General features: G+C 74.8%; 16 protein-coding genes. 6 read left to right on the forward strand and 10 right to left on the reverse strand.

Going from position 1 to position 14,403, the window contains the following annotated elements:
- Positions 1–62: 62 nt before the first annotated feature.
- Complete coding sequence (locus tag ACZ56L_RS12120) at positions 63–1,625, reverse strand: N,N-dimethylformamidase beta subunit family domain-containing protein (protein WP_471063537.1); 1,563 nt, start codon at positions 1,623–1,625, stop codon at positions 63–65.
- Positions 1,626–1,782: 157 nt separating this feature from the next.
- Between ACZ56L_RS12120 and ACZ56L_RS12125 the strand changes: the two genes are divergently transcribed.
- Complete coding sequence (locus ACZ56L_RS12125) at positions 1,783–2,103, forward strand: hypothetical protein (protein WP_468687367.1); 321 nt, start codon at positions 1,783–1,785, stop codon at positions 2,101–2,103.
- A 44-nt stretch (positions 2,104–2,147) separates the two neighbouring features.
- Here ACZ56L_RS12125 and ACZ56L_RS12130 read toward each other — a convergent pair whose 3' ends face one another.
- Positions 2,148–3,200, reverse strand: coding sequence for an aminoglycoside phosphotransferase family protein (locus ACZ56L_RS12130; RefSeq protein ID WP_471063539.1), 1,053 nt, complete (start codon positions 3,198–3,200; stop codon positions 2,148–2,150).
- Positions 3,194–4,600 (reverse strand): tetratricopeptide repeat protein, encoded by a 1,407-nt coding sequence (locus tag ACZ56L_RS12135; protein WP_468687371.1) that lies wholly within the window; start codon positions 4,598–4,600, stop codon positions 3,194–3,196. Before ACZ56L_RS12135 ends, ACZ56L_RS12130 begins: the two co-directional genes overlap by 7 nt.
- 190 nt (positions 4,601–4,790) lie before the next feature.
- Between ACZ56L_RS12135 and ACZ56L_RS12140 the strand changes: the two genes are divergently transcribed.
- The 3 genes from ACZ56L_RS12140 (at position 4,791) to ACZ56L_RS12150 (ending at position 6,607) form a co-directional block, all read left to right on the forward strand.
- On the forward strand, positions 4,791–4,964 hold the full coding sequence (locus ACZ56L_RS12140) for a hypothetical protein (protein WP_345227437.1): 174 nt from the start codon (positions 4,791–4,793) through the stop codon (positions 4,962–4,964).
- Positions 4,965–5,106: 142 nt separating this feature from the next.
- Positions 5,107–6,006: an aminoglycoside phosphotransferase family protein gene (locus ACZ56L_RS12145; protein WP_471063541.1), complete on the forward strand. Its 900-nt coding sequence runs from the start codon at positions 5,107–5,109 to the stop codon at positions 6,004–6,006.
- A 187-nt stretch (positions 6,007–6,193) separates the two neighbouring features.
- Complete coding sequence (locus tag ACZ56L_RS12150; protein ID WP_471063543.1) at positions 6,194–6,607, forward strand: DUF4190 domain-containing protein; 414 nt, start codon at positions 6,194–6,196, stop codon at positions 6,605–6,607.
- A gap of 152 nt (positions 6,608–6,759) precedes the next feature.
- Here the strand turns inward: ACZ56L_RS12150 and ACZ56L_RS12155 are convergent, their stop codons facing one another.
- Together ACZ56L_RS12155 and ACZ56L_RS12160 are read right to left on the reverse strand one after the other, a co-directional pair.
- Entirely contained in the window at positions 6,760–7,854 is a 1,095-nt protein-coding gene (locus tag ACZ56L_RS12155; RefSeq protein WP_471063545.1) for a hypothetical protein, read from the reverse strand.
- Between the two features lie 340 nt (positions 7,855–8,194).
- Positions 8,195–8,656 (reverse strand): OsmC family protein, encoded by a 462-nt coding sequence (locus tag ACZ56L_RS12160; protein WP_471063547.1) that lies wholly within the window; start codon positions 8,654–8,656, stop codon positions 8,195–8,197.
- A 212-nt stretch (positions 8,657–8,868) separates the two neighbouring features.
- Here ACZ56L_RS12160 and ACZ56L_RS12165 point away from each other — a divergent pair, with 212 nt between their 5' ends.
- A complete protein-coding gene (locus tag ACZ56L_RS12165; protein WP_401766150.1) occupies positions 8,869–9,834 on the forward strand; it encodes a GlxA family transcriptional regulator in 966 nt (321 codons plus the stop codon).
- A gap of 107 nt (positions 9,835–9,941) precedes the next feature.
- Positions 9,942–10,937 (forward strand): type I glyceraldehyde-3-phosphate dehydrogenase, encoded by a 996-nt coding sequence (gene gap / locus ACZ56L_RS12170; RefSeq protein WP_471063549.1) that lies wholly within the window; start codon positions 9,942–9,944, stop codon positions 10,935–10,937.
- A gap of 22 nt (positions 10,938–10,959) precedes the next feature.
- On the opposite strand, the gene ACZ56L_RS12175 is transcribed toward gap, so the two are convergent.
- From ACZ56L_RS12175 to ACZ56L_RS12195, 5 genes are all read right to left on the reverse strand, one after another.
- On the reverse strand, positions 10,960–11,193 hold the full coding sequence (locus tag ACZ56L_RS12175; protein WP_345227425.1) for a CDGSH iron-sulfur domain-containing protein: 234 nt from the start codon (positions 11,191–11,193) through the stop codon (positions 10,960–10,962).
- Positions 11,174–11,827, reverse strand: coding sequence for a HemK2/MTQ2 family protein methyltransferase (locus tag ACZ56L_RS12180; RefSeq protein WP_468687384.1), 654 nt, complete (start codon positions 11,825–11,827; stop codon positions 11,174–11,176). Before ACZ56L_RS12180 ends, ACZ56L_RS12175 begins: the two co-directional genes overlap by 20 nt.
- A gap of 98 nt (positions 11,828–11,925) precedes the next feature.
- The gene (locus ACZ56L_RS12185) at positions 11,926–12,924 is read right to left on the reverse strand and encodes an iron-containing redox enzyme family protein (protein ID WP_468687386.1); all 999 of its coding nucleotides are present in this window, start codon (positions 12,922–12,924) and stop codon (positions 11,926–11,928) included.
- Between the two features lie 56 nt (positions 12,925–12,980).
- Positions 12,981–13,550: a TspO/MBR family protein gene (locus ACZ56L_RS12190; protein ID WP_471063552.1), complete on the reverse strand. Its 570-nt coding sequence runs from the start codon at positions 13,548–13,550 to the stop codon at positions 12,981–12,983.
- Positions 13,547–14,206 carry a DUF6328 family protein gene (locus tag ACZ56L_RS12195; RefSeq protein ID WP_471063554.1) on the reverse strand — a complete coding sequence of 220 codons (660 nt, stop codon included), beginning with the start codon at positions 14,204–14,206 and terminating at the stop codon, positions 13,547–13,549. The genes ACZ56L_RS12190 and ACZ56L_RS12195 overlap by 4 nt, the downstream gene beginning before the upstream one ends.
- Between the last annotated feature and the right edge of the window lie 197 nt (positions 14,207–14,403).

Raw genomic sequence — 14,403 nt, forward strand, 5'->3', positions numbered from 1 at the left:
CTCGACCTCGTACGGGTTCATGTGCCCGCGGTTCGCGCGTTCACCGCGCCCGCGCCGCCCCGCTACGGGGTCGGGCCGCCCGGGACCGGGTCGGCCACGTTGTCCTCGGCGGGCCGGTTCCGCCCCGCCGGGCCCCGGGCGAAGGCGCGCAGGACGTTGGCGGTGACCGTGCGGGTGAAATGTCCGGCGCGGGCGTCCAGGCCGTGGTTGGCGCGGCCGCCGGCGGGGCCGGTGGCGTCCAGGGCCTCGACCCAGCGCATGGTGCCGGTCGCGAAGACGGCCGCCCCGCCGGGCAGCGTCAGATAGGCGGTGTCCGCGTACGAGGGGCGGCCCTTGCACACCACGGGGGAGCGGGACAGGATCTCCAGCGGCCGCGGGGTCGGATGGGCCAGGTTCACCCGGTCGAACTCCACCCCGACGAGGTGCGGGAACGCGTCGCCCGCCCGGGCCCCCGTGCCCGCCAGCAGCCAGTGCTCCGGGCGGGTCACCACGTACGGGGCGTCCACCGGATAACCCGCGTAGATCACCCCGAGCAGCGTGCTCTCCGGATCGGGGTCCGGGAGGCGCCGGAAGTCGTTCGTGGCGGGGAGGCCGCGCCGGAAGCCGGGGTCCCGCGCGTAGTCCTCCTTGTAGCAGACGGCCACCCGGTCGGGGCCGACCGGCGAGCCCTCGAAGCGGGTCCGCCGGTAGCAGCAGTTCGCCCCCAGCACGGCGAGGTTGGTCCCGGAGTCGCGGGCGCGGGTGACGTGCAGGCGCTGCTCGGGGCTCCAGTACTCGTCGTGGCCGAGCGAGACCACCGCCGCCGCCCCGTCGAGGGCGTGCGGGTCGCGGGCCAGGTCGACGCCCGTCGTGTACGCCAGGGGCAGGCCCAGCTCCTCGGCGAGGGCGACGAGCGGAGCCTCGTAGACGAGGAACTGGCCGGCCCCCCGCGCGTTCGCGTACGGGCGGTCGAAGGACACCTGCAGCGCCCGGGACGCCGCCGTGCCGCTCTTCCCCCGGTAGAGGTCCGCGCCGCCCCACCGGTTGTACGCCTGCCAGGTCGCCACCGCGCTCACCAGCACGGTACGGCCGGCCGCGTCCGGCGAACGGACCGTCACGGGCACGAAGCGCTGGGCCCGTCCGTCCGTGGTGTCCAGGCGCAGCAGGTAACTGCCCTCGGGCCAGCCCGAGGTGTCGAGCTCGGCGGTCCGCCGCCAGGGGGCGCGGGCCATGCGGGTCGCGGCGTCCGTGGCCGCGGCGGGCTGGCGCAGGCCGGGCAGCGGCCCCGAGCGGTGGACGAGCCGGGCCCGCCGTCCCCCGTACCAGCCCATCCGGTACGCGGACACGGTGTACGCCGCCGCCGTCGTCGAGACCCGCAGCCCCAGCGGCTCGCCCGCGAGCACGCTGACCCGCTCGGCGAAACCCTCCACGGCACGCGCGGGCCCCGCCCGGGTGATCCGCCAGTCCGCCGCGCCCGGCAGGGCGTTCTCGGCCGCCACGTCCAGCGCCTGCCGGTGATGCGGCGGTGCGTCGCGTGCCGCCGCGCGCGCCACCGTCCCCGGCAGGGCGGCGAGCGCTGCCGCGCCCAGTCCCAGTACCGCCCGCCGCCCGGGCCCGCCGCCGCTGTCCTCCGTGTTGTGCCGCACTGCCACACCGTCCCGAATGTCCGTATTGGTAGGGCAAGTTCTAACCCACCGGGGCGCCGGGGGCCGCCGTGACATGCGGGAGGCGCGGGAGGGCTCCGCCCGGGAGGCGCGCGGATATCCGGATGCGCGGTGCCGCGGCCCCTGCGACCCTGACCGTATGCCTCGACGGATCGTGTTCGTACAGCTGAAGACGGGTCATGACACCGACCACGGGCCCTCCTGGATCGGGTGGGCCGACTTCTCCACGACCTGGCGCACGGCCTCCTTCCACGGAAGGACACTGCGCCGGGCCGCAGGCAGGTCCGGCGCGAACTTCTACGACACGGTCAGCGGCGAGGAGTTCTGGGTGTCCGGCCCGAAGCGCGACCGCACCGACACCCGCTACGGCCCCCGCACCACGCGGATCGAACCGGACGCCGCCGACGCCTACCGCGCCTTCCTGGACGGCGCGCCGCTGCCGGGACGGGAGAACGGCTGAGCCGTCGCCGCCGGGCGGGGCCGCCGCGAGCACACCGCGTCGCCTCACCAGGGGCGGGCGTCCCAGGCGGGAAGCGGACGCGGGCGCGGCCGGAGTTCCAGCAGCCGGTCGGCCAGGGCGGAGCCGAGCCGGCCGACGGCGTGCAGGCGGTCGTGGTCGCGGGTCATGGCGGCGACCGCGCCCAGCCGGTGCACGAGTCGCTCACGCGCGGAGACGCAGCCCCAGGCGAAGTCCTGGACCGGTACCCGGGCGAGCTGGTCGGCGGTCCCGCGCTGAGCCCGCTCGACGAGCGCGTCGCCCTGGATCAGCCAGCCCGCGCACGCGTCGGCGAGGTCCCCCGGCACGTCCTTCCCGGTGCGGTCGCGCCAGGTGGACCGGTAGACGTCCTCCGCCTCCGCGAGCGGGGCCCCGGTGACCGACAGGGCGCACCAGCAGGTGGGGAACCCGATGCGGAAGTAGGCGAGTTCGGTCAGGCCGTTGCCGAGCGCGGCCCGCTCGAAGTCCACGAAGCAGACCCCTTCGGCGGTGCGCAGATCGTTGCCGGGGCAGGGGTCGCCGTGCAGCAGCGCGTGGTACGGAGCGGGGTCCAGCCGGTCCAGGAGACCGGCGAGCTGCTCGGGCGCCGCGCCCGGCACCGGCACGTCGAGCGCCCTGGCCAGCGCGAGGAAGGACTCCGCGTCGGCGGCCGTGGGCCCCGACCAGGCCGGGAGCGCGCCCGCGTCGGCGGGAGCGGTCAGGGCGTGCAGCCGGGCCAGCGCCTCGGCGTACCCCGGCAGCCAGTCGTCGGTCCTGCCGAGGTCCGCCACGTGCTCCAGCACCAGCACGCGCGCGGCCGGGTCCGTCGCGAGCACCGCCGGGGCCACGGCGGGCGCGGCGGCCCGCCCCGCGAGGCGCAGCCCGGCGGCCTCCCGGGCGAACCGCGTGTCCGCGTCCGCGCCCGGGTCCCCGCCGTCGGTGATCTGCTTGACGACCACGAGCCGCCGGCCGGCCAGCCGCACCCGCCACACGCGCGAACGCGGGCTGCTGTCCAGGAGCTCGGCCCGCCGGGGAGCGCCCACGGCGGCGAGCAGGACCTCGGTGACCTCGTCGCTCAGCATCCCGGCACGCCCCAAGAGCCCGTCCGCGCCCGGTGCCGGGCGGTCGCCGCCTGCGCGTGGTGGCCGAGCCGGTCGGCGAGGCGGGCCTGGGCGAGCCAGTTGTACGGGCTGGACGGACGCAGCGCGATGCGTTCGCTGAGCAGGGTGCGGGCCAGGTCGTGGCGGCCGGCCCGCAGGGCCGCCTCCAGCAGGGTCTTGTGGACGGCGTCCCGCTGGGCGTGGCTGCCGCCGAAGGAGGCCAGGCGGTGGCGCAGGGGGAGGAGCAGGTCGATCGCCCGCTCGTCGCGGCCCGTTCCGTACGCGACGAGCGCCTCGCACACGGGGAGGCCGACGGCGGCGGTCATGGCGCGGTTGGAGGACGAGGGGGCGGTGGCGAGCCAGCGGCGGCGGTCGGCGACCAGCCGCTCGGCGTCGCCGACGCGGCCCGCGCCCACGTACGCCATCACGACGTGCATGTCGTTGAAGGCGTAGTGCGGGCCGTCCGCACGTCCCGCCCAGTCCCCCGCGAGGCGCTCCCAGCGGGCCGACACGTCGTGCCCCGCGAGCAGCAGGCGCCACAACAGGGCGGAGGCGTCCAGGAGTTGCATGGCCAGGGGCGGGGCGTCCGGCGGGTGGACGGAGCTGTCGTAGACGTCCAGGACGCGGGCGGTGTCGTCCGCCTCCAGCGCGAACAGGGCGTAATGCCACCAGTTGTGCACGGTCAGGAAGTTGCCGGTCGTCCAGTCGGCGGCGCGCGCGTCGAGGAAGCCGATGCCCTCGGCGAACCTGCCGCGCATCTCGAAGGTGTGGGCCACGCCGTGCACGCCCCACACGTCCCGCGGGTTGCGGGCGAGGGCGTCCAGGCCGGCCTCCTCGGCCTGTTCGTAGTGGCCGGACTCCTCCAGGCCGAAGGCGTACATGCCGCGCAGGGGCCCGTAGTGGGGGTCCTCCTCGTCCCAGGCGCTCAGCGCCCCGCCGATCCGGTCGCGCAGGCGGCCCGCGTCGCCGGTGAGGAAGTCGAGCTGGTGGCCCGCCAGCAGGGCCAGGGCGTCGCACGGCCAGCCGACCGACAACTCGTCCAGGACGCGGGCGGCGCCGTGCAGGTCCCCGTCGAGGCAGGCTCCGGCGGCGGCGAGGTGCAGGCGCTCGCGCGGGGTGAGGGCGGACGCGTCCAGGGCGGCACGGAACCGGGCGTACGGGCCGCGGGCCGCGGCGGCGTCCTTCTCCTCGGTGCCGAGGGCCGCGAGGTAGGCGCTCAGGGCGTGGGCGACGGGGGAGCGGGGCGACGCCCGGAGGGCGTCGGCGGTGTGGCCGACGACCTCCGGGCGGAAGAAGAGGAGGGCGTCCAGGGCCTGTTCGAGGTGTTCGGCGGCCTCCGGGGTGGTGTGGGTGAGGCGGTGGCGGTGCCGGTCGCGGGTCATCGGAACTCCCAGGGGGGTGGGTCTGCGGGGTAATCCTGCCCGGACCGGGCGCCGCCCAAGGCGGCTCGTCCGCCCGGACCGTGGGCACCGCGAGCCGGCTCGCCCGGGGAATTCTTTTCGGCCGGGGCCCCGTTTCCCGCCGGACGCGAAGGGCAGGCGGTTGTTCGAACGACGAAGGAAGGACCACATCATGAGCGCTGGAGAGAAGGCCAAGGCCAAGGCCGAACAGGTCGTCGGCAAGGCCGTCAAGAAGACCGCCCACGCGGCCGGCCAGAACACCACGGCCGCCAAGGGCGCCGCTCTGGAGGCACGGGGCGAGGCCCGGGAGGCCAAGGAGAAGGCCAAGGACACCTTCACGCGCTGACCCCCGGCGTACGCCCCTTCCACGGGCAGGGCGGGTCCCCGGCAACCACCCGGGGGCCCGCCCTTTCGTGCGCCCGCGCCGGCTGTGCCCACCACCCGGTAAAGCAGGTGACGGACGGCCCCCACCGGTGCAAGCTGCGGGGATGCGACCGGACGCGAACGTGGACATGGCCGAGGTGGACGCCCTCCTGGTCGGGCGGTACGGCCCCGGGGCCGAGGGCTGGGCCGGCGCGGTCCCGGCCCTGACCGCCCGGCTGGCCTCGCGGTGGGGACTCGTGCCGGGGGAGGTGTTCGCCGCCGGGGCCTCCTCGGTCGTGCTGCGCTGCCGCTGGACCGACGGAACACCTGCCGTCCTCAAACTCAGCCCGGACCGCGTCCTGCTGACCCGACAGGCCGACATGCTCCGCCTGTTCGCCCCGTCGGGCCGCGTGCCCGGCGTCCTGGCCGTCGACGCCGCCGTCGGGGCCATGGTGCTGGAGGAGGTCCGGCCCGGCACCGAGGCCGCACACCTGCCGCAGGATCAACTCCCTGATCTGTGGGCCGCGTTGCTCGCCGATCTGCACGCCGTCGCGCCGCCCGCGCACTGGCCGCTGGACCTGCGGGGCCGGTTCGAGGAGTCCTTCGCCCGGATCGGACGCCGGCTGTCCGAGCCGCTGATCGGCGCCCGCGTCGGCCGGACCGCGTGGCGGCGGGCGATACGGCGCTGCGAAACCCTGCTGGACAGCCAGGAGGAGCCCGTGCTGCTCCACGGCGACCTGCACCTCGGCAACGCGCTCGACGGCGGCCCCTCGCGCGGCCTGGTCGCGATCGACCCCAAGGCCTGTGTGGGCGACCCCTGTTTCGACGCCGTCGACTACGTGGTCGCCGGGGCGGGTGACGAGGGCGTCGAGGCCCGCTGCCGACGGGTGGCGAGTGCCTGCGGCCTGGACGGTGAACGGCTGTACGCCTGGAGCCGGGTGGTGGCACCCATGGCGGCCGTCGCCCACCTCACGCACGGCGGCCCGCCGGCGGCACTCGACGAACTCCTGGCCCTGTCCCGCTGATTCCTCCCGGAGCGGGACCCCCGCCGGGGAATCCACGGGCCGGCTCGCGTCTATCCGTACTCGTCGGGGGTAGACGTGCGGTCCTGAAGGCGAGCCGAAGGCGGGCGGGTTTCCTCGGAGGCCCCTTTTCTGCTGGAATGTTGCCATACATAACAAATGTTCCCTGACAACAGAAGCGAGTGACGGCATGTCCTATCCCCACCACCCCCCGCAGAACAACGATTACGGCCAGCCGCACCACGGCACCCCGGCGCAGCAGAAGAACGGGCTGGCCATCGCCGCCCTGGTCCTCGGCATCCTGTCCCTCTTCGCCTCCATCACCCTCATCGGCGGAATCCTGCTGGGTCTGCTCGCGGTGATCTTCGGCATCATCGCCGCCCGGAAGGCACGCGGCGGGCGCGCCCCGAACGGCGTGATGGCCATCATCGGCGCCGTGCTCGGCGGCCTGGGCATCATCGCCTCCGGCGTGATCATCGCGGTCGGCGCCTCGCTCCTCAACTCGGAGGAGTTCAAGAACCTCAATGACTGTGTGCAGCAGGCGGACACGCAGAGCGAGAAGGACGCGTGCGCGGACAAGTTCAACAAGGACGTGGGCAACTGACCCAGGCCGCCGGAGGCCCTGCGCTTCGTACCCCCTGAACGCCTCGACGTACAGGGGGACTCGGCGCAGGGCCCTTTTCGGCGGCCGCGGTGCGCGACGGTCCCGCTCGACTGCGGACGGCCGGCTCCGGCGGTCGTGGGCCCGGCCCGGTCTCAGCTCTGGGTGCCGCGCCGGCGCCACAGGACCGTACCGCCGAGCAGGACGACGGCGGAGAGGCCGGCCGCGCCCGCGACGAGGCCTGTGTCGGCGCCCGGGGCGGGGGCGATCGTGGCGCCCGCGTTGACGGCGCCCCGGGGGACCGCGCGGTCCTCGACCCGGGCGGACGTTCCGGCGGAGCGGTGCACGGGGGCCACGGCGTGGCGCTGCACGGGAGCCCCGGCGTGGTGCTGCCCGGGAGTCCCGGCACGGTGCTGCACAGGAGTCCCGGCACGGTGGTCCACGGGGGCCACGGCGTGGTGCTCGTTCGGGGTCGTGTGCGGGTGCGGGGCATCGGCGATGCCGAACTTCACCGAGTCGATCTTCCGGTCGCCGACGTACCCGTCCACCCGGTCGTAGCCCGGCTTGGCGTTCGCGGCGACGGTGGCCGTGCCGTGCCAGAGGGAGGAGTCCGCGTCGCGGGTGAGGTTCACCGTGCCGCCGAAGGCGCCGGACCGGACGCGGGCGGAGCCCTTCAGGTCGCCGCTGTCGATGGTGACGCGGACTCGGTCGCCCGGCCCGGCCCCGTCCGTCGACAGACTCAGGGAGGCGCGGCGGGGGGCGGGGGCCGCGACCGTGTTCACCAGGATGCGGGCGGAGGTCTGCGCGCCCGTGTCGCCGAAGTCCGCGACGGACTTCACGGGGAGGGTGCCTGTGCCGGCGTCCCGGGAGACGACGGCGGTGCCGGACCAGGACGTGCCCGAGGCGTCGGTCGCGGCGAGGTGGGCGGTGCCGAAGGCGGGGGAGGACACGGTGACGCCGCGGGAGGCGTTGGCGGAGGTGGTCGCCGTGATGGTGACGCTCTCCCCGGCGCGGAATCCGGCACGGTCCCGGGGGGAGGAGAGCCGGAGGGTCACCTGCGCCTTGTCGGCCTGGACGGCGTTCTGGTCCCCGTCCTGCTGTCGTCCCGACCGGCTGTCGTCCGGCGACGAGGACACCGTGACGGCCGGCGCGGGCGACGGGGCCGGAGCGTCGGCGAACGCGGCCACGGGCACGGCGAGTGCCGCAGCCGTGACGACGGTGACGGCCGAAGCGGTGAATGCCTTGCGCATGAGCGGAACCTCCTTGCACGGCCGGGGCCTTTTCCCCGGCACGGTCTTTCCGGAATTCATCGTGCACCGGCCGGAACGAAGCGCGCATTCGCCGCAAGAAGGCCCTGAGCCAAAGGTCCCGAGCCGAATTCCTTGCGCCTTCCCGCCCCTTTGGGAAAGTGCGTACAGCCCATTACCCGTGCTTTACGTCACATTCAGGAAGAAAGTCCCGCGATACGTCCAGAGGTCATCGCGGCCTCCGCGAGGGCATCGGTGGAACGCTCCACGGACCGCGCCGTCGGCTGACGACACGTCAGGTCGGTCCAGGCGCAAGGAAGTCGGCTCGGCCGTGCGGCAGCCCTCAGGCGTTCCCGCCCCCGCCCCCGTCCCCGTCCTCGTTCACGCTCGTACGGACCGGGGTGCCCGCCTCCACGGTGCGGCTGACCGTGCAGAGCCGGTCGTGCGAGCTCTTCACCGCCCGGGGCAGGATCGTCCGCGCGCGGTCGCCCTCGGGCCCCTCCGGGAACGCCACCTCGAAGGCCACCCGGAGGTCCCGCATGCTGTTGCCGCTCTCGTCGGCGACCTTGTGGCCGCTGGTCTCGACGGAGAAGACGGTCGCCTCCGTGTGCCGCCCGGTGGCGGACTCCACGTCGACGGCCGTGCAGCCGCCGAGCGCGGCGAGGAAGAGCTCGACGGGTGTGAAGTCCGCGTCCCCGCCGGTGCCGAAGCTGAGGCTGCCGCCGCGCGCGTTGGTGACGGTGAAGCGGCCGGGGCCGGAGCGCTCGATGGTGACGGAACGCAGGGTCTTGTCGTTGTCGGTCATGCTGCTGACGGTAACCCCACCCCGCCCCCGGCCCCCGCCGGGCCGCGCCCGCCCCGGGTGTGTCCGAGGACTGCGTCACACGGGCACACCCGGGGCGGGCGGGACAACTACCGCTACAGCGTGCCCAGTTCGCCGTTCGCCTTCGCCCCGCAGGGGCGGCGGCGGATTCCCGTGCGGCGGGGCGTCGTGCCCCCCTCGGCGGCGGCCCGCCCGTGCCCCCGTACCCTCGGACCGTGCTGCACCGTGTCGCCGTCCTCGTGCTCGAAGGGGCCAAGCCCCTCGACGTCGGCATTCCGGCCCAGGTCTTCACCACCCGTGCCAGCATGCCGTACGAGGTGCGCGTCTGCGGGGCCGCGCCGGGGCTCGTGGCCGGCGGGGACGGGCTCGCGTACCACGTCGCGCACGGGCTGGAGGCGCTCGACTGGGCCGATCTCGTCTTCGTTCCCGGGTACCGGCAGCCGGACCGGGCGGACCCGCCGGGGAACGTCGTCGACGCGCTGGTCGCCGCCCACGGGCGGGGGGCCCGGCTGGCCGCCATCTCCACCGGCGCCTTCGCCCTCGCCGCCACCGGCCTCCTGGACGGCAGGCGCGCCACCACCCACTGGCACTACACCCGCGCCCTCGCCGCCCGGCACCCCCTCGTGCGGGTCGACCCGAACGTGCTGTTCGTGGACGAGGGCAGCGTGCTGACGTCGGCGGGCGCCGCCTCCGGCATCGACCTCTGCCTGCACGTCCTGCGCGGCGACCTCGGCGTCGCCGCCTCCCACCACGCCGCCCGGCGCCTGGTCGCCGCCCCCTACCGCAGCGGCGGCCAGGCCCAGTACGTACCGCGCGGTGTTCCGGAGCCGCTGGGCGAGCGGTTCGCCGCCACCCGGGAGTGGGCGCTGCGCCATCTCGGCGAGCCCCTCACCCTCGACGCGCTCGCCCGGCGGGCGGGCGTCTCGGCCCGCACCTTCTCCCGCCGCTTCGTCGAGGAGACCGGCTGCACCCCCATGCAGTGGGTGCTGCGCGCCCGCGTCGACCTCGCCCGCGAACTGCTGGAACGCTCCCAGCTCGCCGTCGAGCAGATCGCCGCCGACACCGGCCTCGGCACCGGAGCCAACCTCCGCCTCCACTTCCAGCGCATCCTCGGCACCACCCCGAGCGAGTACCGCCGCACCTTCACCCACGGCACCTGAACCCCTGGCGGGATCCTCGCGAACCATGGCGCCCGCGCCACTGTCCGCCCCGCGCGCCGCGCGCGAACCTGATGGCGAAAGAACCGCGACCAGAAGGGGCTTCACCCATGACCCGCATCGCCGTCAACGGATTCGGCCGCATCGGACGCAACGTGCTGCGCGCCCTGCTGGAGCGGGAGAGCGCGCTGGAGATCGTCGCCGTCAACGACCTCACCGAGCCCGCCGCCCTCGCCCGCCTGCTCGCCTTCGACAGCACCTCCGGGCGGCTCGGGCGGCCCGTGACCGTCGAGGGCGACACCCTCGTCGTCGACGGCCGGCGCATCAGGGTGCTGGCCGAGCGCGAGCCGGCCCGGCTGCCCTGGGCCGAACTCGGTGTGGACGTCGTCCTGGAGTCCACCGGACGGTTCACCTCCGCCGGGGCCGCCCGTGCCCACCTCACAGCCGGAGCCAAGAAGGTGCTGGTCAGCGCGCCCTCCGAGGGGGCGGACGTCACGCTCGCGTTCGGCGTCAACACCGACGCGTACGATCCCGCCCGCCACACGGTCGTCTCCAGCGCGTCCTGCACCACCAACGCGCTCGCGCCGCTCGCCTCCGTACTGGACCGGCTCGCCGGTATCGAGCACGGGTTCATGACCACCGTGCACGCCTACACCCAGGAGCAGAACCTCCAGGACGGCCCGCACCGCGACGCCCGCCGCGCCCGCGCCGCCGGCGTCAACATCGTGCCGACCACGACCGGCGCCGCCAAGGCGATCGGCCTGGTGCTGCCGAACCTCGACGGCAAGCTGTCGGGGGACTCCATCCGCGTGCCCGTGCCGGTCGGCTCGATCGTGGAGCTGAACACGACGGTGGCGCGCGAGGTGACGCGGGACGACGTGCTGGAGGCCTACCGCGCCGCCGCACAGGGGCCGTTGGCGGGGGTGCTCGAGTACTCCGAGGACCCGCTCGTCTCCTCCGACATCACCGGCAACCCCGCCTCGTCCGTCTTCGACTCGGCCCTCACCCGCGTCGACGGCCGGCACGTCAAGGTGGTCGCCTGGTACGACAACGAGTGGGGCTTCTCGAACCGCGTCATCGACACGCTCGAACTCCTCACCGCCTGACGCGGGGGAACGGCGGCAGGGCTCACTCCCGGGTCCGCTGCCGGTGGCTCGTGTCGCACCACGGATAGCGGCGGCTGCGGTGGCACACGCACAGCGCCACCCGGAAGCGGTCCGAGCGCACCGTGCTGCCGTCCTCCAGGGTGACCTCCACCGGCCCGTCCACCATCAGCGGGCCCACCCGCTGGACGGCGACACGGGCCGCGCAGGACTCCGTACCGCAGGAGGCACCGCTCGGCTCAGGGCGTTCGTTCGGCACGGATGACCACCAGCTCTTCCTCGTTGTCCGTGGGGCCGACCAGCCCCTGGGCGGTCAAGTACCCGCGTCGGCCGCGCAGCACGGGCCCGAAGCCGATGAACGACCGCTCCACCGTGGCCGCCTTCAGCCCGGCGTCGCGCAGCATCCCGAGCGTCCGCTCCGGGGCGCTGAGCGCGCTCTGCACCACCAGCAGCACCCCGCCGGGCCTCAGCAGCGTCGGAGCCTCCCGGCACATGCGGTCCAGGATCAGCCGCCCGTCCAGGCCCGCGTCCCACGCCCGCGCCCTGCCGCGGGCGGGCAGCCCGGGCCGGGGCGCGGGAACATAGGGCGGATTGTTCAGGATCAGGTCGTACGTGCGGTCGGCGGCCGGAGCCAGCAGGTCGCCCCGCAGCACCCGCACCGGCAGCCCGGCCAGGCGGGCGTTCAGCCGGGCGTTGAACGCCGCCCGCCGCGACACGTCCACGGCGGTGACCTCGGCCCCCAGCCGCGCCGCGGCCAGCGCCAACGCGCCCGTCCCGGTGCACACGTCGAGCACCCGCGCCCCAGTCGGCAGGGCCTCCCGGCGCAGCGCGGCGGCCAGCAGGGCGGTGTCCGCCTGCGGGGCGTACACCCCGGGCAGCGCGAGCAGCTTCACGCGCGGTCCTCTGTTTCTGGTTTCCCCGGTTGCCCTGGTTTCCCTGGTTTCCCCGATTCCCCCGATTCCCCCGGCTCCCCCGATCTCCCCGGCCCGCCTCATCCGCGCGCCTCTTCCAGCGGCACCCGGAGCGACGACCTGCCCGCTTCCCAGCTCGCCAGCAGGTGCTCCCCGAGCCGGTCCTCCAGGAACCCGGTCGCGTCGATCCCGAAGACGACGTCCGGCGCGAGGTGCGGCTCCTCCTCCAGCAGCCCCGCGATCACGTCGTGCCGCACCACCTGCTCGTGCACCGCGTCCGCCTCCACGTGCTCGGAGTAGAAGTGCTCGGCCGCGGGTCCCGCCCCCGTGCGCGCCATGGCCTCCGCGAGGCGGCGCGAGCCCGGCGACGAGGTGATCTCCACGGCGGCGAAGTGCCCGACGAGCGCGCCCCGCAGGGCCCGGTGCAGGCCGAAGAGGGACATCAGGTTGACGGTGGCGAGCACCTGCGCGCACCCGGCGTCCAGGTAGTGGCCGTACTCGGTGTTCAGACCGAGGTCGGCCATCAGGTCGGCGAACAGCTTGGCGTGCACGCGCTCACCGCGTCCGCCGCCGAACTCGTCGAACTCCACCGCCGCCATGCCCGCCTTCGCCCGCCCCCACAGCCGGGGCAGCACCCAGGCGTGCGGGTCGGCCTCCTTGAGGTGGTAGAGCGAGCGCTGCGCCGCGTACTCCCGCAGCTGCCACAACTCGCCCTTCTCACGGAGGCGGTGGGAGACGCCGGTGCCGTTGACGGGCTCGACGAGGAGTTCCCCGACCGCCTCGTCGACGCCGCGGACGCGGGTCGCGTCCGTACGCAGCGCCGTCAGGAAGCGGTCCTCCAGCAGGGCGCGCAGGCGCAGCAGGTCCGGGTCCCACTCCAGGGCGCTGTCGACGCCCGCGAACCCGCGGTAGTGGAGCTCGTAGCAGAGGTAGAGGGCGAGTTGCAGGTCGTCGCCGTACGGGTCGGCCTCCTCGACCGGCGGATGCGCCCGGGGCGTCCCCCGGAGCAGGCCGAGGACGGTTTCGGAGAGCGGCCCCCGAGCCGGGGGAAGGGCGGGGCCGGTGAAGTCGATGGGCATGGGAGTGGAAGTACCCCGTGATCTCGGAGGGGAACGCGGCGGTTGCTGCGTCCGGGTCAGTCCGTGGCGGAATTCCGGCGGGCCCCGGCGGGATTGCGCCGGGCCAGCGAGGCGTTCAGGGCGGTCGCGAAACCGCACCAGGCCGCGTACGGCAGCAGGGCGCGGGCGGCGACCGGGTCCGTGCTGGCGGTGCGGCGGATCAGCTCCACGTTGCTCAGGTCCAGGGCGAGCGTGCCCAGCAGGCCGGCCCGGGGGCTGCGGCGGCGGAAGAAGAGCTGGTTCCAGGCCGCGTTCAGCATCAGGTTCGCGCTCAGGCTCAGCGCGGTGCGCCGGCGTTCGGCACCCTGCGTCCGGTGCAGGGCGCGGCCGCCCGCCCAGGCCAGCGACGCGTACAGCGGCGTCCACACGGCGCCGAACGTCCAGGACGGCGGCTGCCAGGACGGCTTGTCGAGCCGCCGGTACCAGCCGCTGTCGGCGTCCACCGCCCGCGCGCCGACGACGGCGCACGCGGTGACCGCCGCCGCGGTCATGGCGTAGGCCGGCCAGGCGCGGGAGCGCGTCCCGGCGGGCGGCGCCGTTCCGCTCCCGGTGGGTGCGGTCGGTCCGTTCTCATCAGGTGTGGTCATCCGGTTTCCTCCGTACGGTGGGCCTTCTCGGCCCGCAGGACGCGGCGGGCGGCCTTGCGGCGCAGCCGGACCGGCAGCACGAACCAGCAGAAGCCGAACCAGAGCATCACCGCGCCGACCAGGATCTCGGCGAGCACGCCGGGGACCACGAGCCGCAGTATCAGCAGGAGCGTGCAGCCGATGGTGAGAGCCAGCAGCACCATGCCCAGGATCATCAACCGGGCCGCCGCCTCGACGACTTCGTCCTTCATACGCTGGCCGGACAGGAAGCGGTGGATCGACACGGGCGCGATCAGGGAACCGGTGGCGGACGCCCCGAGGACCACGGTCAGGACGTAGACGACCCGGTCGAAGGTGTCCAGCTCCCGGAAGAGCGGGGTGAACGCGACGCTGAGCAGGAACCCGAACAGGATCTGCACCCCGGTCTGCGCCACCCGGGTCTCCTGGAGGATCTCGTGCCAGCGCCGGTTGACCCGCTCGCGGGCGGGCTCGGGCGGTTCGGCGGCTTCGGCTGCCGCGGCCGGCTGTGCGAGCTGCGGCTCCGCCGGGTGTCGGCACCCGCACCGTGCCGCGTCCGGCTGAGTGTCCTGGGCGTCCTCCCGGGGGGTCCGGGCGTCCTCCCGGGCGCGCTTCGCCGACTGCTCCGTGATGGTCATGGTTCCCTCCCGATCCAGGGGGACCGGATGCCCTGACCGGGCGCTTTCATGCAGGTCGGGGGGTGCGGCAGGGCGGTGGCGGCGCCGGGCGGCCGAGGTTTCGTACCGGCCTATCCGGTTTATGTATCGCTCCCGGGGCACTCGGCTCTGCGACACGCACGGCGGCCGGGAGCGGCGGTTCCGGATTCCGGTTCCGC

This window comes from Streptomyces sp. NPDC039736, from assembly GCF_055596485.1.

Coding starts and splice junctions, on each gene's coding strand:
- ACZ56L_RS12125 (WP_468687367.1), top strand. CDS start 1,783: ATGCCTCGACGGATCGTGTTCGTACAGCTGAAGACGGGTCATGACACC.
- ACZ56L_RS12130 (WP_471063539.1), bottom strand. CDS start 3,200: ATGCTGAGCGACGAGGTCACCGAGGTCCTGCTCGCCGCCGTGGGCGCT.
- ACZ56L_RS12135 (WP_468687371.1), bottom strand. CDS start 4,600: ATGACCCGCGACCGGCACCGCCACCGCCTCACCCACACCACCCCGGAG.
- ACZ56L_RS12140 (WP_345227437.1), top strand. CDS start 4,791: ATGAGCGCTGGAGAGAAGGCCAAGGCCAAGGCCGAACAGGTCGTCGGC.
- ACZ56L_RS12145 (WP_471063541.1), top strand. CDS start 5,107: ATGCGACCGGACGCGAACGTGGACATGGCCGAGGTGGACGCCCTCCTG.
- ACZ56L_RS12150 (WP_471063543.1), top strand. CDS start 6,194: ATGTCCTATCCCCACCACCCCCCGCAGAACAACGATTACGGCCAGCCG.
- ACZ56L_RS12155 (WP_471063545.1), bottom strand. CDS start 7,854: ATGCGCAAGGCATTCACCGCTTCGGCCGTCACCGTCGTCACGGCTGCG.
- ACZ56L_RS12160 (WP_471063547.1), bottom strand. CDS start 8,656: ATGACCGACAACGACAAGACCCTGCGTTCCGTCACCATCGAGCGCTCC.
- gap (WP_471063549.1), top strand. CDS start 9,942: ATGACCCGCATCGCCGTCAACGGATTCGGCCGCATCGGACGCAACGTG.
- ACZ56L_RS12185 (WP_468687386.1), bottom strand. CDS start 12,924: ATGCCCATCGACTTCACCGGCCCCGCCCTTCCCCCGGCTCGGGGGCCG.
- ACZ56L_RS12190 (WP_471063552.1), bottom strand. CDS start 13,550: ATGACCACACCTGATGAGAACGGACCGACCGCACCCACCGGGAGCGGA.
- ACZ56L_RS12195 (WP_471063554.1), bottom strand. CDS start 14,206: ATGACCATCACGGAGCAGTCGGCGAAGCGCGCCCGGGAGGACGCCCGG.